Below are 22,064 nucleotides of genomic sequence, written 5' to 3'. Positions count from 1 at the left end.
TTGAATCGGTTAAGATTGTTTTTGGGCAGAGATAACGATGTAGCCTAGATCCTGTTGGTAATGCTGGAAAACTCGACGCATTGCTAAGATACGATCGCGAATTTGCGATCGACTTAATATATTCCACAAAATCCGCACAGTACCCACAAACCCTTCATCTTGCAGCATTCGCGACAAATTGAGGAGCCCCATCGCCCCGGTTTGACACTTTTCTACTTGCAAACCCGCGTTTTGGTAAACAGCAATCCAGCCAGACTCAGACAAAGGCGTTGAATTGACGCGAATCACTTCTGATAAAGCTTTGTGAATTTCAGCTTCTCGGTTTTTAACTAAAAGTTCGTGAGAAAGAAACTTGCCACCTGGTTTTAAACGATCGCAAATTCCCGATACAATTTTAGCTTTCCCTGACGGCGACTGCATTGTCAGGATAGCTTCAGCCAACACCCAATCAAACTGTTGGGAAATCCGATCCAAGTGAAAAATATCTCCTTCCACAATTTCCACTCGATCGCTCAAACCGGTTGCTGCAACATTAGCACGAGCGCGGGCAACACTCTCGGGATTTTTCTCAACTCCCACTACTTTTACGCCAAAACGTTCAACAAGGGCGATCGAACTATATCCAAAACTAGCAGCCAACTCCAAAACAGTCTCCCCAGGCTGAAAATCCGCCCATTCAAATAACTGTTCCGTAGCAAATTTCCCCCCCGGCCTCAACATTTTCTTACCCGCCGCGGCCAGCACTTCATGTCCGGGTGCAGTCTTAAAATTGAGAGCAGTATTGGTCATTAAATTGACCTCCTATTTAACCTTACTCTCAGTTTGCCAAATTCTGCAGAATCTTTCTATGATCTAGCTCATATTCAAATTATCGTCGGCTAACGAACCCTATAATATCAGGAATTATACCATGTCCGCCCCTCAACAATTCGGACTGTTTTTGATTGCCAACACGGAATCTAATAAGAAACAAAAAATTTGAGAGTTTTATGACTTACGAAAAATTTCCACATCAGCGGGACAATCACGTGGATTATCCCTACAAACACCCTATTAAGAAACTATTTTCTCATTCCGATCTTGAAAACATTGCCGCAACACAGAAACAGGCAGCTCATTCAATTGACCCGCGCGCACAAATTCAGCATAAGTATCAGCCTCTATTGCCTGCAAATCCCCTTCGAGTTTGTCGATAGTCATCTGCCGCAGTTCAGGAGATCGATCGTACATTTTGTTGATTTCTGCTTGCAGCAAGTTTAATTTTTCTTGAAGCTGACTCACGAGATGATTGGAAAAATCAGGCTCGATTTTACGATCGCCCGATACTTCAGATAGATACTTGAGAACCCGATTGAGAGCAACACGTTGGGCGATCGCCTCCTGATACTGCTGGCGCAACTCCTGGTTGCTCAACAACCCCAATTTTTCCAGTAGCGCCTTGGTGGTTAAACCTTGTACTAGCAGCGTAAATAAAACTACGCCAAACACGATCGCAATAATTGTTGGTCGCTCGGGCAGAACATGGGGTACGCTCAAAGCTAAAGCAATCGATACAGAACCCCGTAACCCTCCCCACCAAATCACAGTTTGATCGGGCAATGAAATTTCAGATTTCCCTAACCAATTGCTCAACCATCCTAGACCAAAAATAGCGATTGCTCGCGTCACGAACATCGCCACTACAGTTATGCCAATTACTCCTAAATTCGCTCCGAAATCAGCAAACCTCATCTGATCGCCAATCAGCAGGAACATGATCGAATTTACAAAAAACGCCAAAAAATTCCAAAATTGTGTTACCGCAAGTCTGGTACTGGGTTGCATACCTATCTGAGAGCCAAAATTGCCAAATATCAAGCCCATCGTTACCACCCCAATCACCCCTGAACCGCCGAGCTCCTCCACAACTATATAAGTGCCGTAGGCTGAAACTAGAGTTAACGATTGCTCAACCAAAGGTAAATCAAATGGTTGAGTCAGATAAGAAACTCCAAAACCGATTAAACTGCCGACAACAACCCCAATTCCCACAAAAGCTAAGAAACGCCCAATCAGAATTGGGATGCCAACGTCATCAGTCCCTAGAGAGAATCCCACCAAAAAACTAAAAGCAACAATAGCAATGCCATCATTAAATAAACTCTCTCCCTCCACCAGCAAAGCTAGGCGTTTTTCAACTCCCAATTCCCGGAACAATGCAATTACTGAAACAGGATCTGTAGCAGATATACTAGCTCCTACCAACAGAGCGATCGCTAAAGAAACTCCAGCTATTTGGTTGAGAGCCAAAGCCACGCCAGCAACAGAAATAACAACACCCAAAACCGCATAAAGAGCGATCGGCAGCAAATCCCGCTTGAGTTTAGACCATTCCAGATTCCAAGCAGCTTCAAACAACAGAGGTGGCAAAAAAATCAACAGAATCAGTTTCGGTGAAAGCGTCACCAGCCGCACATCTATAAAAGCCAAACCCAACCCGACAATTACTAAAAGCAGCGTGTACGGAATTTTGCTCAGCCAGCCAAAGATTTGCGGCAGCGTCGCCACAGTTAAGGAAACCGCTAGCACTAAGAGAAATTGCTTCAGATTCCCCTCGATAGTCACTTCGTGAATTAGAGTTTCTGGGGTCATATCATTAAGAATAAAATAGTTAAGGCTTCGGTTTCGAGCGGGACTTATTCAGCGTCGATCGCCGCACTTCTTCAACTTGACTGACTTGAAAAATTAGGGTAAATTTTTGACCCATTTCTTTTTCGACAAATGCTTCTAAAAGCTGCACCTGTTTGGGTGTCAAAGCTTCGCTACTGCGAACAATCAGACGCACTTCCGGCGGTTTCGTCAACCAGTTAGTATCAGTGTTAATCAGTTCCACCCGTTGAAAAGTGATAGTTCGGTTTAGCAACGCCCGCTTCAGGCTCGCTTCGAGTTGCGCTTGCTCGATCAATTCCGCAAAACTCACCCCCAGAGGAATCACAAGTATAGCGGTCAATGCTAGCGCCCAAAGGAGGGCTTTACCGGCGCGATGCAGAGGCGTGTAGCCGGCCATTAAAGAGGTTAGCATACAGGAAAGAGTAATCCCCAGCAAATTAGTAAGATACAGGAGGCTTGCTCCCAAACTGAGCGACCAATTAGCTTGAGATAAGCCTAAACCTATAACACAAATTGGCGGCATGAGAGCCACGGCGATCGCAGTTCCCGCCAGAGTAGCAGAAACTTTGGGCTGAACTTTCGCATAGCCGCTGATTCCCCCAGCGGCGATCGCAATTCCTAAGTCTAGTAATGTAGGTTTAGAACGAGCTAGAACTTCGCTCCCAAAGTCGGGAAGTTGTACCAAAGCGCCCAAAAAACAAGCTAGAAAAATTGCTAGCCCCGTCCCGACTGCTAATGCAACTAAACCTTTGCGGAAAATGAGAACGTTACCTTCTACCGCTCCAAATGCTAACCCTCGGATTGGCAACATCAGAGGCGCAATGATCATTGCACCGATAATTACGGCCGCACTGTTGGCAATCAGTCCAAAGGTGGCAATTATACAGGAGCCTAGAATTAAGACAAGATAGTTAATATCTAGGGTTGATTCTTCCAACAAGTCAACTCGTATTTGCTTTAAATGCTCTCGAGGAATTCTGCTCCTGGTGAAATATTTAAGACGGTCTCGAATATTGTTGAGCAAAATAATCTCCTTAAGTCGGGGGCTTGTATTCGTATGCAGGTGGGGTCAGTCGATGTTAGATTTTAGATTTTAGATTCGAGATTTTAGATTCGAGATTTTAGATTTTAAATTTACTCCACAGATTTTAGATTTACTCCACAGATGAATCTGGGAGCTTGAACAAGAGTCTAAAATTTGGGCTACTCACGACAAGAGTCGGGGGCTTGTATCCGTAGGCATATGCGAGCAAAAGAATCAAAATCCCAGCCAGCAAGTTTTCGAGGATGTCGCGGAACCCAAAAGGAATTGCCGCGCTACTAATCCCCAGCAGTTGCATCAAATCCGCTGCCTGGATGACGGGATGGCGATGAATAACGCGATCGGCAATAATTGATTTATAATCAAGATATCTACTCCACCCCAATAATACCGAATCATGCTCGCAGAAGCAAACGCGACACTTTGGCCTAGTCTAATTAGTGTTTCAGCATTAATTCTCTACTTCGTTGTTACCATCAACGTCGGCAGAGCTAGATTCAAATACAAAGTTTCTCCCCCGCAGATGACAGGAAACCCAGACTTTGAGCGAGTTGTGCGAGTTCAGCAAAATACCTTAGAGCAAATGATTCTATTTTTGCCCTCGCTGTGGCTGTTCTCGCAATTTATCAGCCCAATTTGGGGCGCAGGTATCGGCGCAGTTTGGATAATTGGACGCATTTTGTTTGCTTGGGGTTACTATCAAGCTGCCGAAAAAAGAGCGGCAGGATTTGGCATTAGTACCTTAGCTACTTTAGCTTTGCTTGGGGGTTCATTAACAGGCATAATTATGTCGCTGCTGAAGGTTTGAGCGTAACTTCTGAGCATCGAAATAATTGTTTTTCTACTCGTTTCCCGGCTCTGCCTGGGAAACAGTTAAATGTAATAAATGTTAGGAGTAAATATGTCAGAAACCAACAAACCCGTATTTGAAATTAACCCGAAACTTTTTCAGCAGCTTGTCGATTGGCAAGAAAAACTTGAACGAGAAGATGAATTAGCAAGTGAGTCAGAAGACGAGAAACCAATTGAGGTAAAAACTCCTCCCGACAGTGATGAACAGCATTCTCAAACACATAATTTATAGCTGGTGGCTAGCAGCATTTTTGGGATTTCCGGCTGCTGTCTCGGCTCAAGCGCTGACACCTAGCCAAATTCAGCAAGTTAATAGCGGTTTGTTTCGTTCTAATTCTCAAGATTTCTTTCAGCAAGGCAATCGCCAACTGGAAAGGGAAATCGCAACTTTGTTTCAAAAAAATGTCGCTTCCGAAGACCGGATTCTGGAGATTGATGAAAAATTGCTCTCTCAGCTTTGCAGCGAAGAATTTAAAATCTCCTTCCCGCATTCTGATACAATAAGTGCTGCTCATATTTCGGATTTTCAGACCCAATTAAAAGACATTTGCAGACACAATTAAAATGAAAGTGAGGTCAATATTCAAAGTTTAGTGCTAATGGATAAAGAGGCAATGGCGAAGTTAAAAACAGCCATGCTGGAAGCGGAAACCGCTGCTCATTTGGCGGCCATCATTATTGATTATACTCATGAGGAAATAATGATAGTTTTTCAGGCTTTAGAATGGGAACAACAGGATAGAATTAAGACTATTTGGAAGATGGTTAGTTAAAGTAGGCGGAAATCAGAGGTTTGAATTTTTAACCGCAGATGTAAGCCGATAGACGCAGATGAACGCAGATTGAATTTTGTTAGTGTTCGCTGTGTATAACAATCTTAATTTGTACACAGCGAACAATGACATATCTAAACTAGGGATTCGAGGCATAATTGGCGGAAATGATCGCCTCGCTGCTCGAAGTTTTGGTATTGATCGAAGCTAGCACAGGCTGGAGAAAGCAGCACTACTTTAGCGTTGTTCTGTTTGCCTAATTCTGCTGCTCGCGGGATTGCTCTTTCCATTGTTTCGACTATTTCCCAAGCGTTGTAGTTTGCTTGTTCGAGCCGATCGGCAAAAATACCTGCCGCATCCCCAATTAGCAACACCCCAGCAGCTTTCGCCTTGATTGTATCAATCCAAGCGCGATCGTCCCCTTCTTTGGCGTCGCCGCCCGCAATTAAAATCGCCGGTGCGCTGACAGAAGCCAACCCGACTTGGGCGGCGTCATAATTAGTAGCTTTGCTGTCGTTGATGAAATCTATGCCTTCCCAAGTGCAGATGTGTTCGAGGCGGTGCGAAACTCCAGGGAATTTAGCGATCGCCCGGGCGATCGCACTTTTATCTATCCCCGCTAAATTAGCCGCCGCCACCGCCATTAACAAATTCTGCAAATTGTGTTCTCCCACCATCCGCAAAGAATCAGCAGGTAAAATTTTCTCGCTTTGAGCTATTACCCAACCGTTTTCGATGTACGCTCCAAAAGTGCGTTTTCCCAACAAATGTTTTTCACCTTTGACACTCGTCCAGCACGCCTCCGGCCAAATGTCAACTCCTTGCTGCCGCAAACAAGGATCGTCGCCGTTAATTACTTGCAATTCCGACTTTTTCAGCAAATGCGCTTTAATGTTGTAGTAATTTTCTAAAGTTTTGTGGCGGCTGAGGTGATCCGGCGTCAAAGTCGTCAAAACTCCGATTCTCGGCGCTACAAACGGCGACGATTCTATCTGATAGCTGCTGATTTCTGCGATTACCCAATCCGGCTGTTTTTCGGCTAAAGCTAATTCACAAGCAGCATAGCCAATATTGCCGCAAGCAGGAGCGTAAAGCCCGGCTTCTGCAAAAATAGCAGCAATTAAAGCAGTCGTAGTAGTTTTGCCGTTAGTGCCAGTAATTCCCACCCAAGGAGATTTGAGGTAACGCCACGCGAGAGCCATTTCTCCGATTGTTTCAATGCCTAACTCTCTGGCGCGCATTAATGCTGGACTGTCCCAGGGAACGCCCGGACTTACTACTATTAATTCTATAGATTCGACTGGTTCAAAAGATTTACCTAACTCCACATGAATTCCTTCGTTAGCGAATTCCTGTTGCTGTTCGAGCAAATTTGGGGAAGATGAGCGATCGCTCAGCGTTACTTCCCATCCTTCGCGTTTTAGCAGTCTTGCGGCGGCAATTCCTGATTTTCCGAGTCCAATGATATGAGCGATCGGCATAAGCTGTGTGTGTGATGGAGCGAATTTCCCTGGTTTTATAAGTTTATATCTTAACCTGGGCTCTGTTGTTGGCTATTGGCCATTTTGCTTAAATTATGACTGTTTTGACAAAGTTATCGTAAGGTGCGCAATGCGCACCCTACCATTATGATAGGCTTATTGGATAAATCTTTGATAGATAGGGAAACCGCAGATAAACGCAGATACTTTCAAGATAGTTTACGACTTTTGCAATATTGTCTAATTTACTATCATGATGATTTACCCCGATTTTTTTTGTCGCATAAGGTGCGCATTGCGCACCCTAGCATGATGATTTACCGTGAATTTTTTAACCTTTCACGATCGCCCCAAAGTCAGCCAAAACCCGCGCGTGATTCCGCAGCAAACCCAGTAAATTCAACCGATTTTCCTTAATTACCGGGTCAGAATCCATCACCAAAACGCTTTCGGGTCCGTCGAAAAAGTTGCTGACAGTCGGAGCAATTTCCGTCAAACTATCTACTAACTGCTGGTAATTCCGAGTTTGTTTGGATAACAGCGTTTGCGGCACTAACTGCACGACTGCATCGTAAAAAGCTTGTTCAGACGACTTTTGAAATAACTCCGGTTTCACAGCCGTTTTCGGTTCCAATTCTACTTTATCCAAATCACCTTGAGCAGCCAAACGAGTTGAACGGTTGACTGTTTCGTAAATTAGATCCAAAGTCTGGTTATTGCGGATTTCTTGGAGAAAAAGCGATCTTTCCAGTGCGTCCAACAAATCTCTCAATGCTCGTTCAGTATATTCTGGGTCGTTTTCTCCCAAAACTGCATTTACCAAATCGTAATCTACATTCTTTTCTTCTTGCAACAAAGTCCGAATTCTTTGTAAGAAAAACTCGTATAACTGTGATAGCAACTCTGCAGGTGTTTCTGGGCGTGCTGCAGTAAATTCGGCAACAACTTCTGCAAGCAACTGGTGCAAATTGATTGGCAACTGAGCCGCCCAAATAATGTTAATTATTGCATTAGCGGCGCGGCGCAAAGCGAAGGGATCGGATGAACCAGTCGGCAACATTCCCAAGCCGAAGATGCTGACTAAAGTATCTAATTTGTCGGCTATTCCGACAACTTGACCTGTGAGAGTTTGGGGTAAATTGTCGCCGGCCCCTTTGGGCAAATAATGTTCAAAAATTGCTGTGGCTACTTCTTCGGATTCACCACTTGCTAAGGCGTATTTCTGCCCCATGATTCCTTGCATTTCGGGAAGTTCGTAAACCATTTGGGTTACGAGGTCGGCTTTGCAAAGTAAGGCTGCTCTTGCTATGTAAGCTTGTTCTGCGCCTGTGATTTGCAGTTGGTTGGTGATGAGGCTGGCAATCTTGCACAGCCGATCGACTTTTGCGCGTACTGTCCCCAAATCTTCCTGGAAAGTAACTGTTGCCAACTTGGGCAAATAATCCTCTAGAGGCTTTACCAAGTCTGCTTTGTAGAAAAACTGACCGTCTGCCAATCTCGCCCGCACTACTCGCTCGTTACCTGCAGCAATAATCGCCGCTTTAGCCGGGTCGCCGTTGGAAATTGTAATAAAATAGGGCAGCAGTTCGGGAAAATCCGGGCTTTTGAGAATCGGAAAATATCGCTGGTTGGTGACAATAATTGTGGTGATTACTTCCGGCGGCAATATCAAAAATTCGTCGTCAAATTTCCCGACAACTGCGTTCGGCCATTCTACTAAGTCGGTGACTTCTTCTAACAAATCTTCCGTAATGTCGGCGTAACCGCTTTGTTTTGTTGCTGCGGCTTCTACTTGTGCTTTAATTTGATTTTTGCGCTGGGATCGATCGACCTCCACGCAAGCAGCCCGCAGACATTCGACATAATCCTCGGCTTGCGGAATCGAGACAGGCTGCGGATGTAACACCCGGTGTCCTTGGGAAATCCGATCGCTCTTGACCGTATCCGAACCGCTCACCAATGTAATTGGCAGTACAGTATCATCTAACAGTGCCACGAGCGATCGAATCGGGCGCGGAAACTTCAAATCTCCGTCGGCCCACCGCATAAATCTTTTGCCTTCTAACTTGTTAATCCACTGCGGTACAAGTTCTGCCAAAATATCCGCTGTCCTCCGCCCCGGAATCTTTTTGAGAACAAACACAAAATCGCCTTTATCGGTAGCGCGAACTTCCAAAGCATCAATTTCGACGCCTTGCTTTTTCGCAAAACCTTCCGCTGCTTTCGTCGGTTTGCCATCTTTAAAAGCCGAACTTGCTGGCGGCCCTTTTACCTCTTCTTCTCTATCTAATTGCTGAACTGGCAGTCCTTTCACGAGAACGGCCAAACGCCTCGGAGTAGCGTATACATTAATTGACTCATTTGTCAAGGATTCTTCTGCCAGCGTTGCAGGTACAAGTCGCTGCCACTGCTGGGCGCTGCTTGCGACAAAAGATGCGGGCAATTCTTCTGTACCGAGTTCTAATAAAAAGTTAGGCATATAACAGTGTTAGGTATTTTTGTCAATAGGCAATTAATCTGCCCGTTCAATCATTAGAAAACTTACCGATATGCAGTGAAATAAACCTGCAATTGCGATCGCGATAACCCAATGACAGAATTATTTTACCTACGCGCAAGTCCTATTAGATCCAAAAAAGACTCAAATGATCAGCATACCACGTAAAATCGGGGGTGAAAGACAAATAGCTCAACAGCTCATGACCTTGGCGGAAAGACTGGCACAAGATTGGAAGTCACGACTTGAACAAGATTGCCCGGAGGAGAGTTCTAGCACTCGCGAGAGTGTTGTCCGCTGGCTGTTGGGAGACAGGCCAGAAAGATTTGACACTCTTGCTCCGGCTCAACTAACCGTCGCCTCCGGCGCGATCGACTTTTTATATCGAATTTTGATTTCTCGGTATCTGGGAGTACCGCCAGAAAAAGCTTACCGCAACTTGATCGGGCGGCTCGGCGGCTTGGTTGTGCTCCGGCAAAAAATCCAAGCGTGGGTTTCCCTGAGCCGCGACAGACAGCGGAGTGCGGTGGAGGTACTGCAAGAAGTGATTCAGGAAATGCTCAATTCCGATCGCTACCTGCAGCAGCAAGTCGCCTGGATTGCCGAATGCACCTCAGACAGACGCCTGCGAAATGCTTTGCTGCTAGCGAGCACAGAAGAATACTGCTTGCGGCCGATCCGCAACCAGCCGCTGCTGGTGTACCGTTTTGTCAACTACTTGCGGCGTGCCCAGCGGGGCGGGTTGACGCAAGTGCCTGCGGGAGACTGGGTGCGGCTGGTGTCGGAACAGGTTCTACCCGACGATACAGACGAACCGCTCAGCCTGCTTGACGAACAGGCAATGTCCGAGTATCGAGAAAATCAAGCTTGGGAAGAGCAGCAAACTCAGCGGCAGATTGTCCAACAAGAATTTGAGAATTATTTGGCGGCTGAAGTCGATCCGCTGGCTTCCCGGTGGCTGCGGCTTTACCTGCAAGGCCGTTCCCAAGAGGCAATTGCCGAGGAGTTGAAGGTTCCGATCAAGCAAATTTACCGCTTGCGAGAAAAAGTTAGTTACCACGCGATTCGGGTTTTTGCGGTCAAACAAGCACCGGAATTAGTCGCCAACTGGCTGGAAACTTCGCTCCAAGAACACAGTTTGGGCTTGACTCCCGCTCAGTGGCAGCAATATTTACAAGACCTCACACCGGTGCAGCGGCAGTTGCTAGAATCGTTGAAAGCAGGGAAAAGTGTAGAGACGATCGCATCTGAATTAAAGTTGAAAACCAATCAAGTCATCGGCGAGTGGAGCAAACTGTATTTAGTAGCTCAATCGCTCCGCAACGAGTAGATTGGTAATGGGTGGCGGGCAATTGCTAATTGTGAATTGGCGGTAGCATTTTTCGGAATCCGCGCTACAAATCAATTCCCCAAAAGCCACAGAGTGCTGCGAGTTTCCCCGTGGAAAACCGCGCCATGCCCCTTGTATCAATTCAGGTTAGATCGATCGGGATATCGTAGCGCTGCCGTGACGATCGCGCTCCGAGACGATCGCAGTCAGCTCTCTGAGGTAAGATACTAGCAGCACGATCGACTTTTGAGGATTTTTTAACCAATCCTAAATTCAGCGGTTGCCCGTAAATCATCGGTTGTGGTGCATCTCTAATACTTGTGCATTAAAGACATAATTCTATTGTTGCCAGCCACGGGCATCAATCTCGGGCGATCGATGATAGTGGGTCTAGACGGCGCTAGTCATCATCTAGTTCTCAATCTTTTGGTAGAATTTGAGGCTGCAATACATAAGAGAGAAAATTCTGGGACTAAGGATTTTTCTTTAATAAAAGCTTCCGGTTGTTAGGCCAATTCCTCCGTCAGGGAAGTTGCAGCGTTTAATTTTATCGCATCAGGTTGGTGCGTCGCGCTCGATCGCGCTTCCAACTACAAAGCAGCTAATGGTACATACATCTTCAACAGACTCGGCAGCTACAATGGACTCCGATCGAATATTTCACCTAATCGATACAGTTGTCCCCTTTGAAGCTTGCCTTTACTATCAAGTTTTGCCTTTATCTCTAGAAGGTAATCTGTTTAAATTGGGTGTAGTCGATGCCCAAGATGACTCCGCCTTGGACTACGTGCAGCGGATTTTAGCTTACATGAATTGCTCAGTCACAACAGAGCCAATTGCCTCGGAAACTCAGCGCTCGATGCTCTCAGCTTACTTGCTGCACGGGAACCAGCTCCGAGAACCGAGCCAGACAGAAACCGCCGCCGCCCCAACACCCAAAAATCCCGCACCAGCAACTTCAGGCCCCAATGCAGCAACGCTGCTGTCGGTGCCAGAACCCTCGATACCCGCTCCTGAGCGGTTTAAACCTGCTGGCGCTGAGGTTCCCCCGACACCGACACAGCTCTCGGTTTTGAATGTCGAGGCTTTGCACTTGTCAAGCCAAGTGGAAGTTTTGGCAACTTTGCCCGCGCCCCAACTCCTACAAGAATTGCTCGGTAGAGTGCTGCGAGAGGGTATCGGTCGCCTGTTTTTTGAGCGGCATCAGTCCCAAGGTCGCATTCTTTGGAGTCAAGATGGCGTTTTGAAATCGATGCTCGAAGGTATCGATATCGTCCTTTTCCAAGAGGTCATCGACGAGTTGAAGCGGCTGACAGATATGCCTGTATGCCCGGTGGAACAGCCCAAACAAGTCGAAGTTGAGCGCATATATCAAAACACTCATTTGCTGTTGCGCTTGCGGGTAATGACGGTGGGCGGCAAGGAAGAAGCCACCCTGCAAGTTTTGCGGGGGGCAGCTTTGAGGTTTTACCAGCAGCAGCAGTTGTCTACTTTGAGTCGGGACGCGCTGCGGCTGGCCGAAGAATTGCAGCGGAAAGTGAATCAAATTCGCGATCGAACTCGGCTTTCTCCTGTGCCTTTAGAGGGGTTGCCCGCTTTGGAACAGGTGGTTAGAAATGTTGACGACCAAATTGAAGCTTTACTGCACGAACACAATACCGAGCAGTCCTAATCAGCCATAGATCACTGTTTTGAATTTTTTTTTACTCACATCAAGTCCGGTCAAATAATAATAATTATGTTTGTAGTGAGGACTAAAGTCCAAGCGAGTTTTATGATAGTTCAAGTCTTCACTACAAACCAATTTGATGGCAGTTCTGCGAGGTGACAGAATATTATACCAGTTCCAAAAAAGAATGCAATTGTATGATCGTGTTCTAAACCCTGGTAGTCATCAGTCATTGCCAATCTAAAATCTAAAATCTAAAATCTAAAATGGTATTAGCCGTGCTCGAAAACATCCTTGTACTGCAATAAATCCAAACTCACAAAAATCGGCAAACACTGAAAACATTGCTGGGAAATTTCCCAGCGTTCTTCTCGCTGCAACATAGCAGTCAATTTTTGTTTAGCGCTCAGCAAATAGCGGACATCGTTAGCAGCGTAGCTGAGTTGCTCGTCTGAAAGATGTTCAGAATTTCCCCAGTCAGAACTTTGAGAAGTTTTGTTGAGTTCTACTTTTTCCAACTCTTGGATTAAATCTTTAAGTCCGTGTTTGTTGGTGTAAGTTCTCGCAAGTTTGCTTGCAATTTTTGTGCAGAAAACAGGTGCAATGTCAATACTTAAATTGTAACGCATTGTTGCCATATCAAAGCGCGCAAAATGAAATACCTTCTCAATATTTTCAGCTTCCATTAGCTTTTTTAAATTCGGGGCCGCAGTCTGGCCTTTAGCAATCCGCACCGCCGCAACTTTACCTTGCGGATCGCACAACTGAACCAAACACAAGCGATCGCGCCACGGTAGCAAACCCATTGTTTCCGTATCAACGGCGATCGCCTCTGCTGTCAAATAATAAGATAAGAGAGAATCGGGAATATCACCATCGCACACTTGAAAATCTGCAAATTCCATTATTAGTAATTATTGACTGTTGACTATTGACTGTTAACTGTTGACTGTTGACTATTGACTGCCTTCTTCCCTCTTCCCTCTTCCCTCTTCCCTCTTCCCTCTTCCTTCTTCCTTCTTCCCTCTTCCTTCAGCTTACCGACTGAGAACAAAAAGCTGAGTAAAATAATACTCACCTTTGGCATTTTTGGCAATTCCAATACCTGTCACATTAAACTGACCTTCCATATTTTTGCGGTGGCCGTCACTTTTAATCCAACCCTCAACAGCATTGCGTACCGGGTCCCTGTAGCCAAAATTGTAAGCAAGATTTTCAGCTACACTTTTATAAGGAATCGTAATTGCTTTCGCCCGCGCTTCAAATCCATCGTGGCTAAAACTTACTTTACCCTTAGCCATATCTTCGCTGTGAATTCTTGCTATCTGAGTGATTCGCGGATCGATACTCAGCGGCGGCAACTTTTTAGATGCTCGGTATTGATTAATCTGTTGGTTGACCGCTTTTTCTAAGTCAGTAATAGCACTCGAAGCAACATTAGTATTCATGGGAGTTTGTGGCAGCGATCGCGTAGGAATAGAGGTGTCACACTGAGGCAGGATTGTCAACAATCCCAAGCACGTCAAAATCAAACCTTTGGACATGAAATCAAACGAGAAATAAAGTTAATTGTTACCAATTCCTACAGAGCGATCGCCCCACATTCCGCTAACCTAGATATTCAGAACCTTCGCTACAGTGTTCACGTCTTTATCGCCGCGTCCGGAACAGTTAAGCACAATGCGCGGATTGCCTGTTAGCTGCGGGCACAGAGTCTCTAAATAGGCGATCGCGTGAGCAGTTTCCAAAGCCGGAATAATCCCCTCCAACTGCGAAAGCCGCTGAAATGCTCCCAGTGCTTCTGCATCAGTTACGCTATAATATTCAGCTCTGCCCGCATCTTTCAAATAACTGTGTTCCGGCCCCACACCCGGATAATCCAAACCCGCACTAATCGAATGCGGCTCGATTACTTGACCTTCATTATCTTGCAGCAAATAACTCATCGCCCCGTGCAGAACTCCGACACTTCCCTTAGTCAAAGTAGCAGCGTGCTTATCCGTATCCACACCTTCGCCCGCCGCTTCAATACCGATCAATCTGACAGTTTCTTCCCCGACAAACTCGTGGAAAAGCCCCATTGCATTAGAACCGCCGCCGACGCAAGCTAATAAAATATCCGGCAAACCGCCCCACTTTTCCTGACACTGAGCGCGGGTTTCTTGACCGATTATCGCATGGAAATCGCGCACCATCATCGGGTAAGGATGGGGGCCCGCTACGGAACCGAGAATGTAATGAGTTGTTTCGACATTTGTCACCCAGTCGCGAATCGCTTCCGAAGTCGCATCTTTCAGCGTTCCCGTACCCGCAGCCACCGGCCGCACTTCGGCTCCCATCAAGCGCATTCTAAACACATTTAAAGCCTGTCTTTCCATGTCATGAACGCCCATGTAGACAACGCATTCTATACCGAAACGAGCGCAAACTGTGGCAGTAGCAACGCCGTGTTGACCCGCACCAGTTTCAGCAATTACGCGCTTTTTGCCCATACGTTTTGCTAACAATGCTTGAGCTAAAGCGTTGTTAATTTTGTGAGCTCCGGTGTGGTTTAAATCTTCGCGTTTGAGGTAAATTTGCGGGCCAGTTCCGTCTGCTTTAGCATAATGCTCTGTGAGGCGTTCGGCAAAATACAAAGGGCTGGGGCGGCCGACATAATCTTTGAGCAATTGTTGGAGTTGCTGTTGAAATTCCGGTTCGCTGCTGTATTTGTGGAAAGCGGCTTCTAGTTCAAATAAAGCCGGCATCAGGGTTTCGGGGACGTATTTGCCGCCGAATTGGCCGAATCGGCCGAGGGAGTCGGGGCGTTGGGCGCTGGTTTCGGTGGTGAGATGCAGGGGGGTGACTGTCATTTGATTTTAGATTTTAGATTTTAGATTTTAGATTCACGGGTAAGCTAGAGGCTTGGTGTCGATCGTACCAAATTGGTTGTGGACTGGAGGCGATCGAACAAATTTCATTATAATTCCTTGAACGCTTGACGGGCTAATACAATAAGTAGAAGATAGAGCGCATTCCGAGCGATCGCAACCATACCCCAATCCGCTAAAACTAGAAATACCAGTAAAAAAAGTTCAAGCATCTTAACCTATGGCAGCATCCAAACGCAAAGATTCTGACAGCAAAACAACCGAGGGCAAACGAATAGTTTACTCCGAATTTGGCAGCGTTGACAACTCTGCAGCCCTCCAACGGGGAGTTGCCGAAGTTCCCCCCAATCAACAAAACCTCAAAATCGAAGCATCCCGAAAAGGACGCGGCGGCAAAACAGTTACAGTCATCAGCGGCTTTCAGGAAAAACCCGAAACATTAGCAACTTTAGCCAAGCAGCTAAAAGCCCAATGCGGTACTGGCGGCACAGTCAAAGATAATGAAATCGAAATTCAAGGCGAACACAAGCAAAAGCTGCTAGAAATTATCACAAAGTTAGGCTACAAAGCTAAAATTAGTGGAGGGTAAATTAGTCAATAGTCATCAGTGTAGGGGCGAGACGAGTTTATGATATACTTAGTTTAAGACATAGATGGTTGGTAAAACCCGCCCCTACATCGCGCCAATTCTACGATCGCGAATCAACCAGAAATGATATTACCAATTACCGCCAATTTTTAATGTACACTCGACCTTTAGCTCGTTTAATCGAACAATTGCAGCGCTTGCCCGGAGTCGGTCCAAAAACAGCCCAGCGTTTAGCTTTACATATTTTGAAACGACCGGAAGAAGAAGTGCAAGCCCTAGCTAAATCTTTGATTGAGGCCAAACAGCAAGTAGGTTTCTGTCAAGTATGCTTTCACTTATCTGCTGACCCTGTTTGCGAAATTTGCCGCAATACAAACCGCGACAGTCATACCCTTTGCGTAGTGTCAGAATCCCGCGACGTAATCGCTTTAGAAAAAACGCGGGAATATATGGGTAAATATCACGTTGTTGGCGGCGTTATCTCGCCGATGGATGGAATTGGCCCGGAACAATTGAACATTCAACCATTAGTCCGGCGCGTCAGCCAGCAAAAAATTAAGGAAGTAATTATTGCTATTAGTCCCAGCGTGGAAGGCGAAACTACTACTCTTTATATCGGTCACTTATTAAAACCTTTTACCTTAGTGACGCGCATAGCTTTTGGTTTGCCAATGGGGGGAGATTTGGAATATGCCGATGAAGTAACATTAGCTCGCGCTTTGGAAGGAAGGAGGGAGTTGGATTAGTTGAAAACTGGTGATTGCTGATTTAACAATAAGAGAAACGAACGGCGAAGACGCCAAGGACACGAAGGAAGAAAAGAGAGGATGAAGAGTTTACAATTGATGCGACGATAGCTATATCCTAAGCTTCTGCGATTGCTTCGCTGAGGCTCGTAATGACAAATTTGTAAGATATGAAACCCGCGTCGGCGGGTTTTGTCTGTGTAGCGACAGGTTGAAACCTGTGGGGTATTTGGTATTTGTTATTTGGTCTTGAGTTTCGTTGTTCCCTGTCGTCACTGCCGCGAAAGGGTAAACTGGAAAAAGTTACCGAGAGTAGTAAAAAATCATGACCAAATTCGATCGACCTTTAAGCTACCCCACCACCCGCAAAATCGACCAAACAGACGACTACCACGGCGTCCAAGTACCCGATCCTTACAGGTGGCTGGAAAATCCTGACTCAGAGGAAACCCAAGCTTGGGTGGAAGCCCAAAATGCAGTCACCTTCGGCTACCTCAACGAAATTCCGGCGCGGGAAAAAATCAAACAGCGCCTGACTCAACTTTGGGATTACGAGAAATACGGCATACCTTTTAAAGAAGGCGATCGCTATTTCTACTACAAGAATGACGGCTTGCAAAATCAATCCGTACTCTATACTTTAACATCCCTCGACAGCGAACCCAAAGTATTAATTGACCCCAACACACTCTCAGAAGATGGAACCGTTGCTTTGGGTAGCGTAGCTATCAGCGAAGACGGCAAACATATGGCTTACGGTTTGTCAACCTCCGGCTCGGATTGGCAAGAATGGAAAGTCCGCGATATCGAAACAGGTGCAGATTTATCGGATCATTTAAAGTGGGTAAAATTCTCAGGCGCATCTTGGACTCACGACGGTAAAGGCTTTTTTTACAGTCGCTACGACGAACCCAACGAAAAAAGCAAGCACGAAGACGTTAACTATTACCAAAAACTGTTTTACCACAAATTAGGAACACCACAATGTGAAGACGTATTGATTTATGATCGCCCAGACCAAAAAGAATGGGGATTTAGCGGCGGCGTCACTGAAGACGGCAAATATCTAATTATATCAGTTTGGCAGGGAACTGAAACAAAAAACCTGATTTTCTATAAAGACTTAACTGCCCCTGAATCGCCCGTCGTAGAACTGATTAACGAATTCGAGGCAGAGTACAGTTTCATCGACAATGAAGGCCCTCTGTTCTGGTTTCAAACTGACTTAAATGCACCCTGCGGCCGGGTAATTGCGATCGACACCAACAACCCCCCTCCTTTATCCCTCGCTGGCGATGACAGTCAAGGGAAATTTACAGAAATTATCCCCGAAGCAGCCGAAACCCTCCAAGGTATTGGCATCCTCAACAATCAATTTGTGGCTTCTTATCTGAAAGACGCCTATACCAAAATTAAAATCTTCAACTTAGACGGCTGTTTCGCGCGAGAAATAGCTTTGCCGGGAATCGGTTCGGCGGGAGGATTTGGCGGCAAGCGGCACGATACCGAAACTTTTTATGCTTACACGAGTTTCACTACACCAAACACTATTTACCGCTACAACATGGTGACGGGCGAAAGCACAATTTACCGCCAGCCGAATGTAGATTTTAACCCCGACGATTACGAGACTAAGCAAGTATTTTATCCCAGCAAAGACGGCACGCAAGTACCGATGTTTATCACCCACAAAAAAGGCTTGCAGCTTGATGGCAATAATCCAACTTATCTTTACGGATACGGCGGTTTTGGCGTGTCGCTAACTCCGAGTTTTTCTGTTAGCAATGTAGTGTGGCTGGATCTGGGCGGAATTTACGCGATCGCCTGTTTGCGGGGAGGCGGCGAGTACGGCGAATCATGGCACCAAGCAGGGACAAAGTTGAATAAGCAAAATGTGTTTGATGACTTTATTAGCGGCGCTGAATGGTTGATCGAAAACAAGTACACCAAACCTGCAAAATTGGCGATCGCAGGTGGAAGCAACGGCGGTTTATTAGTAGGGGCTTGCATGACTCAGCGGCCGGAATTGTTCGGTGCGGCATTGCCCGCAGTCGGCGTTATGGATATGCTGCGCTTCCACAAGTTTACCATTGGTTGGGCCTGGACTTCGGAATACGGTTCTCCCGAAAATGCCGAGGAATTCCCGACAATTTACGGCTATTCTCCCCTGCACAACCTCAAACCGGGAACGGCTTATCCGGCGACAATGATTACAACTGCCGATCGCGACGATCGCGTGGTTCCGGCCCACAGTTTTAAGTTTGCTTCTGCTTTGCAAGAAACCCACGCGGGAGAAAAACCCGTGTTAATTCGGATAGAAACTAAAGCGGGACACGGGGGTGGCAAACCTACTGCTAAAGTGATTGAAGAATTGGCTGATGAATGGGCTTTTTTAGTGCGCGAACTCGATATTGACGCTTAGCAAGTGGCGTTAGAGGGTGGGATCGACGCAGTTTGATGATTTAGATAGAAAGAGGGTGTAAAGGGCGATCGTACTTTTTGAACTCAAGGGCGATCGTTCTTTTTTGTCACCGAAATCCTGATATTAACATATATAATTTTCCACGTTTTTTTTATTAACTTTTGTAGCGTTGAGTGGCTATTATTACATTGCTGTGAGTTTACTGCACGCCAAATTCTTATAAATATAAGTATAAATCTCTAGAAGTTTGGTCCTCTCAACTTATAACAGCGATCGCACCTCAAAGCCAAAATCTGCCAATTTTTAGGAAATTAATATTTTCAGTATATTTACGGTTCAAGCTGTCCGATCCAGCCTCGATATCACCAGACGAAGTAAAACGCTATGAGGGGTCAGACCCCTTGTGCTGATAAATCCGTAAGTAATTTACCATATAACTAACCTTAGACCTGATATCATTTTTCCCAAAAATAGAGCATCTTGGCTAATACAAAGGCTGTCACCCCTTATTCATGTTAGAATTTGCAGCCATGGGCCGCGTCAGGACATCCCAGGGCGATCTCAGTAAATCCTGTCTAATGATTGACTAAGATCATAAATAACAAATAGAGGTAACTATTATGTATCTTTAAAAAATATTGTTTAAAACTTTATAGTTGAAAGTTTATCGTCATCTATGAAAAGGGGTAGCTTAGATTTAGCAACCAAATTAACCAAAAATCAAAACCATCCCTAATCTGTAAAATTGGTCATCTACACAAACACGGAAATCTACCAATATGGAAACTAAAATCTTGAGACAAGCTAGCTATAAAGCAGAGAAGGCTAGTCGAAACAATCTAGCGATTGTGGATTCAAAAGTAGAAAACTACCAAGAGTTTCTCTGGGGAGTGAAAAGCGATACAGAAGTAATCCTGCTCGATAGAACCCGGGATGGAATCGAACAAATTGCCGAAATTGCAGCCTCGCGGCACAGCCTCAACAGCATTCAAATAGTTGCTCACGGCGCATCAGCATCAGTAGCAATCGGCTCAACAGAACTCAATATTCACAATATAGAAACCTATTCCAGCCAATTGCAGCAGTGGGGTAAAGCTCTCAACGAAACAGGTAGTATTCTGCTGTTAAGTTGCCACACAGGCGCCGGGGAATCAGGTCTAAAATTTATACAAAAGCTCAGCAAAATAACAGGAGCAAATGTTGCAGCTTCCAATAATTTAACGGGTAGTGCAGCACTAGGCGGCGACTGGGAATTAGAAATGGCCACAGGACAAATAAATACCGAAATAGCCTTTGAAAAAGAAGTCCTAGAAGGCTACACATCAGTCCTGGCTACCTTAGCTGCTGAAGAATTTAAAAATTCAACCGTAATCGGGCCTTGGATATATGGAATTTTTGGCGCATCCGATCCACCAGGCTTAACCGCAGGTAGTACACAAAACCTCAGCGGCGTTATTCCCGCTTTAGGGACTGGCGATCCACCCGGAAGCGGTACTTTGAGATTAACATCCAATAAATTTGATGAAGCAGCTTTTGTTATCTACAACAACCCCATCTCTGCCACTGAGGGTCTGAGAGTTACCTTTGATTTCTTTGCCTATAACAGAGGTACTGTTCTTGATGCGAATCAACAACTCCTTGGTGCGGATGGCATTAGTTTTTTCCTCATTGACGGAACAGCTACGCCCACACAAGCGGGAGGCTTTGGTGGCTCTCTCGGCTATGCTCAGAATAATAGGGGTGGAATCGTACCGGGTATTGTAGGAGGTTATTTAGGTATCGGATTAGACGAGTTTGGCAATTATTCTGCTAGTCAATCAGGAGCGGGAGGGCGTGTAAATACAAATCCGGCTGCGCCGGGAGGGTTTCTAGCGGATGCAGTAGGACTTAGAGGCAGCCAAAGCACATCTTATAATTTTTTAACTAGCACTGTCGTTCCCGGTGGGATAGACAATAAAGATACAAGCATTCGCGCTGAAGCTAAAAGAACCGTTCAAGTTACATTATTCCCGGCGAATTCACCAACATTTCCTAACCGTCTGACAGTTGCCTTCGACTTGAACAGCAACGGCACATTTGATGCGGGCGAAACACTGCTCGACATACCAAATTTGGCAACCGTAAACGGAGCAGTTCCACGTACTTTTAAATTTGGCTTTGCTGCTTCGACAGGGGGAAACACAAACATTCACGAAGTTAACAATGTTATCGTCCAAAGTATAGATCCGCCTACACTCGTAGCCGACGTTTCCATTGTTAAAAAAGGCCCGCTCTATGCCATACCCAATAGCACCATTACCTATACGATTACCTCCACAAATAACGGCCCAAACAGCGCCGAAAGCGTCCTGATTCAAGATCCCCTGCCCGCAGGCTTAATACCAGTCAGCATATCTGACGACGGTACTTTCAATTCCACAACGAGGACTGTCATCTGGCCGGCGATTCCGACTCTGGCTAGCGGTGCTAGTGAAACCCGCACCATCACCGCCACAGTTCCCGCAACCGTCGGCGCTGCCTTAACTAACACTGCCTATAGCACCTCCAGCACTTTCGACCCCAATCTAGCTAACAACAATAGTTCCCAACCCATCTCTCAAGTCTCAACTACAATTGTTGCTGCTCTTGCCGACCTAGTTACCACCAAAATCGGGCCTGTTACCGAAACTGTGGGTAGGACAGTCAGTTACACAATTTCCACAGTCAACAACGGTCCGAGCACAGCCGAAAACGTCACCGTTACTGACAGCATTGTTCCCGGTTTAACAATAGTTAGTCTATCCAATCAGGGTGTTTACAATAAAGATACTGGGATTGTCACCTTCCCAGCGATTCCCAGCTTGCCTTCGGGTGCTCCTCCTGCCATTAACACAGTCAGCTTCATCGCACCTGCATCTGCATCCGGCAGCGTCAAGAACACCGCCAAGAGTGACTCCTCTACCCTAGATCCGACTCTCAGCAACAATGACGGTACTGCGCCCGGTGCTAGCGTCACCACGATTCTGACACCCAACCAACCACCAGAAGCGATACCTACTAACCTCACGGTAGGACCAAACAGCAGCGCCCCGGTGCCCGGATTGGGAGGAAATGACCCCGACGGGTCGATCGCCTCCTACACCATCAACACCCTGCCGCCAGCGG

Annotated in this window: 19 protein-coding genes; 10 read left to right on the top strand and 9 right to left on the bottom strand. The window is 46.0% G+C overall.

Features of this window, described 5'->3' with window-relative positions; translation table 11 throughout:
• Nucleotides 1–9: 9 nt before the first annotated feature.
• The 3 genes from QUA27_RS19675 to QUA27_RS19665 all read right to left on the bottom strand — a co-directional run bounded on the left by QUA27_RS19675 (nucleotide 10) and on the right by QUA27_RS19665 (nucleotide 3,589).
• Nucleotides 10–789 carry an SAM-dependent methyltransferase gene (locus QUA27_RS19675; RefSeq protein WP_333069883.1) on the bottom strand — a complete coding sequence of 260 codons (780 nt, stop codon included), beginning with the start codon at nucleotides 787–789 and terminating at the stop codon, nucleotides 10–12.
• 264 nt (nucleotides 790–1,053) lie between these two features.
• Nucleotides 1,054–2,631: a cation:proton antiporter gene (locus QUA27_RS19670; protein WP_333069881.1), complete on the bottom strand. Its 1,578-nt coding sequence runs from the start codon at nucleotides 2,629–2,631 to the stop codon at nucleotides 1,054–1,056.
• A gap of 19 nt (nucleotides 2,632–2,650) precedes the next feature.
• The gene (locus tag QUA27_RS19665; RefSeq protein ID WP_333069880.1) at nucleotides 2,651–3,589 is read right to left on the bottom strand and encodes a DUF389 domain-containing protein; all 939 of its coding nucleotides are present in this window, start codon (nucleotides 3,587–3,589) and stop codon (nucleotides 2,651–2,653) included.
• A gap of 499 nt (nucleotides 3,590–4,088) precedes the next feature.
• On the opposite strand from QUA27_RS19665, the gene QUA27_RS19660 reads away from it, so the two are divergent.
• The 4 genes from QUA27_RS19660 (at nucleotide 4,089) to QUA27_RS19645 (ending at nucleotide 5,316) form a co-directional block, all read left to right on the top strand.
• The gene (locus QUA27_RS19660; RefSeq protein ID WP_333069879.1) at nucleotides 4,089–4,499 is read left to right on the top strand and encodes an MAPEG family protein; all 411 of its coding nucleotides are present in this window, start codon (nucleotides 4,089–4,091) and stop codon (nucleotides 4,497–4,499) included.
• 93 nt (nucleotides 4,500–4,592) lie between these two features.
• Nucleotides 4,593–4,775 carry a hypothetical protein gene (locus QUA27_RS19655; RefSeq protein ID WP_333069878.1) on the top strand — a complete coding sequence of 61 codons (183 nt, stop codon included), beginning with the start codon at nucleotides 4,593–4,595 and terminating at the stop codon, nucleotides 4,773–4,775.
• On the top strand, nucleotides 4,744–5,106 hold the full coding sequence (locus tag QUA27_RS19650) for a hypothetical protein (RefSeq protein ID WP_333069877.1): 363 nt from the start codon (nucleotides 4,744–4,746) through the stop codon (nucleotides 5,104–5,106). The genes QUA27_RS19655 and QUA27_RS19650 overlap by 32 nt, the downstream gene beginning before the upstream one ends.
• A gap of 36 nt (nucleotides 5,107–5,142) precedes the next feature.
• A complete protein-coding gene (locus tag QUA27_RS19645) occupies nucleotides 5,143–5,316 on the top strand; it encodes a hypothetical protein (RefSeq protein WP_333069876.1) in 174 nt (57 codons plus the stop codon).
• 134 nt (nucleotides 5,317–5,450) lie between these two features.
• Here QUA27_RS19645 and murD read toward each other — a convergent pair whose 3' ends face one another.
• Both murD and glyS read right to left on the bottom strand, forming a co-directional pair.
• Nucleotides 5,451–6,797, bottom strand: coding sequence for a UDP-N-acetylmuramoyl-L-alanine--D-glutamate ligase (murD, locus tag QUA27_RS19640; RefSeq protein WP_333069874.1), 1,347 nt, complete (start codon nucleotides 6,795–6,797; stop codon nucleotides 5,451–5,453).
• Nucleotides 6,798–7,128: 331 nt separating this feature from the next.
• Nucleotides 7,129–9,276, bottom strand: a complete 2,148-nt coding sequence (gene glyS, locus QUA27_RS19635) for a glycine--tRNA ligase subunit beta (RefSeq protein WP_333069872.1) — start codon at nucleotides 9,274–9,276, stop codon at nucleotides 7,129–7,131.
• Nucleotides 9,277–9,442: 166 nt separating this feature from the next.
• On the opposite strand from glyS, the gene QUA27_RS19630 reads away from it, so the two are divergent.
• A complete protein-coding gene (locus QUA27_RS19630) occupies nucleotides 9,443–10,624 on the top strand; it encodes a HetZ-related protein 2 (protein ID WP_333069871.1) in 1,182 nt (393 codons plus the stop codon).
• A gap of 142 nt (nucleotides 10,625–10,766) precedes the next feature.
• Here the strand turns inward: QUA27_RS19630 and QUA27_RS19625 are convergent, their stop codons facing one another.
• Nucleotides 10,767–10,919, bottom strand: coding sequence for a hypothetical protein (locus QUA27_RS19625; protein ID WP_333069870.1), 153 nt, complete (start codon nucleotides 10,917–10,919; stop codon nucleotides 10,767–10,769).
• Between the two features lie 309 nt (nucleotides 10,920–11,228).
• Between QUA27_RS19625 and QUA27_RS19620 the strand changes: the two genes are divergently transcribed.
• Entirely contained in the window at nucleotides 11,229–12,296 is a 1,068-nt protein-coding gene (locus QUA27_RS19620; RefSeq protein WP_333069869.1) for a hypothetical protein, read from the top strand.
• Nucleotides 12,297–12,565: 269 nt separating this feature from the next.
• On the opposite strand, the gene QUA27_RS19615 is transcribed toward QUA27_RS19620, so the two are convergent.
• The 3 genes from QUA27_RS19615 to trpB form a co-directional block, all read right to left on the bottom strand.
• Nucleotides 12,566–13,198 carry a ribonuclease D gene (locus QUA27_RS19615; protein ID WP_333069868.1) on the bottom strand — a complete coding sequence of 211 codons (633 nt, stop codon included), beginning with the start codon at nucleotides 13,196–13,198 and terminating at the stop codon, nucleotides 12,566–12,568.
• A gap of 132 nt (nucleotides 13,199–13,330) precedes the next feature.
• Nucleotides 13,331–13,837 carry a CAP domain-containing protein gene (locus tag QUA27_RS19610; protein WP_333069867.1) on the bottom strand — a complete coding sequence of 169 codons (507 nt, stop codon included), beginning with the start codon at nucleotides 13,835–13,837 and terminating at the stop codon, nucleotides 13,331–13,333.
• A 69-nt stretch (nucleotides 13,838–13,906) separates the two neighbouring features.
• A complete protein-coding gene (gene trpB / locus QUA27_RS19605; protein ID WP_333069866.1) occupies nucleotides 13,907–15,145 on the bottom strand; it encodes a tryptophan synthase subunit beta in 1,239 nt (412 codons plus the stop codon).
• 238 nt (nucleotides 15,146–15,383) lie between these two features.
• Between trpB and QUA27_RS19600 the strand changes: the two genes are divergently transcribed.
• From QUA27_RS19600 to QUA27_RS19585, 4 genes are all read left to right on the top strand, one after another.
• A complete protein-coding gene (locus tag QUA27_RS19600) occupies nucleotides 15,384–15,752 on the top strand; it encodes a translation initiation factor (protein WP_333069865.1) in 369 nt (122 codons plus the stop codon).
• Between the two features lie 152 nt (nucleotides 15,753–15,904).
• Nucleotides 15,905–16,498 carry a recombination mediator RecR gene (gene recR / locus QUA27_RS19595; RefSeq protein ID WP_333069927.1) on the top strand — a complete coding sequence of 198 codons (594 nt, stop codon included), beginning with the start codon at nucleotides 15,905–15,907 and terminating at the stop codon, nucleotides 16,496–16,498.
• A 325-nt stretch (nucleotides 16,499–16,823) separates the two neighbouring features.
• Nucleotides 16,824–18,920, top strand: a complete 2,097-nt coding sequence (locus QUA27_RS19590) for a prolyl oligopeptidase family serine peptidase (RefSeq protein ID WP_333069863.1) — start codon at nucleotides 16,824–16,826, stop codon at nucleotides 18,918–18,920.
• A 779-nt stretch (nucleotides 18,921–19,699) separates the two neighbouring features.
• Nucleotides 19,700–22,064, top strand: a 2,365-nt coding sequence (locus QUA27_RS19585; RefSeq protein WP_333069861.1) for a DUF4347 domain-containing protein, incomplete at its 3' end; no start/stop codon positions are given.

It is taken from the genome of Microcoleus harperi Pol14_C6 (assembly GCF_036701295.1).
Lineage (GTDB): Bacteria > Cyanobacteriota > Cyanobacteriia > Cyanobacteriales > Microcoleaceae > Microcoleus.
Note: the sequence above shows the minus strand (reverse complement) of the source record. Positions and strands in the feature narration are given on the sequence as shown.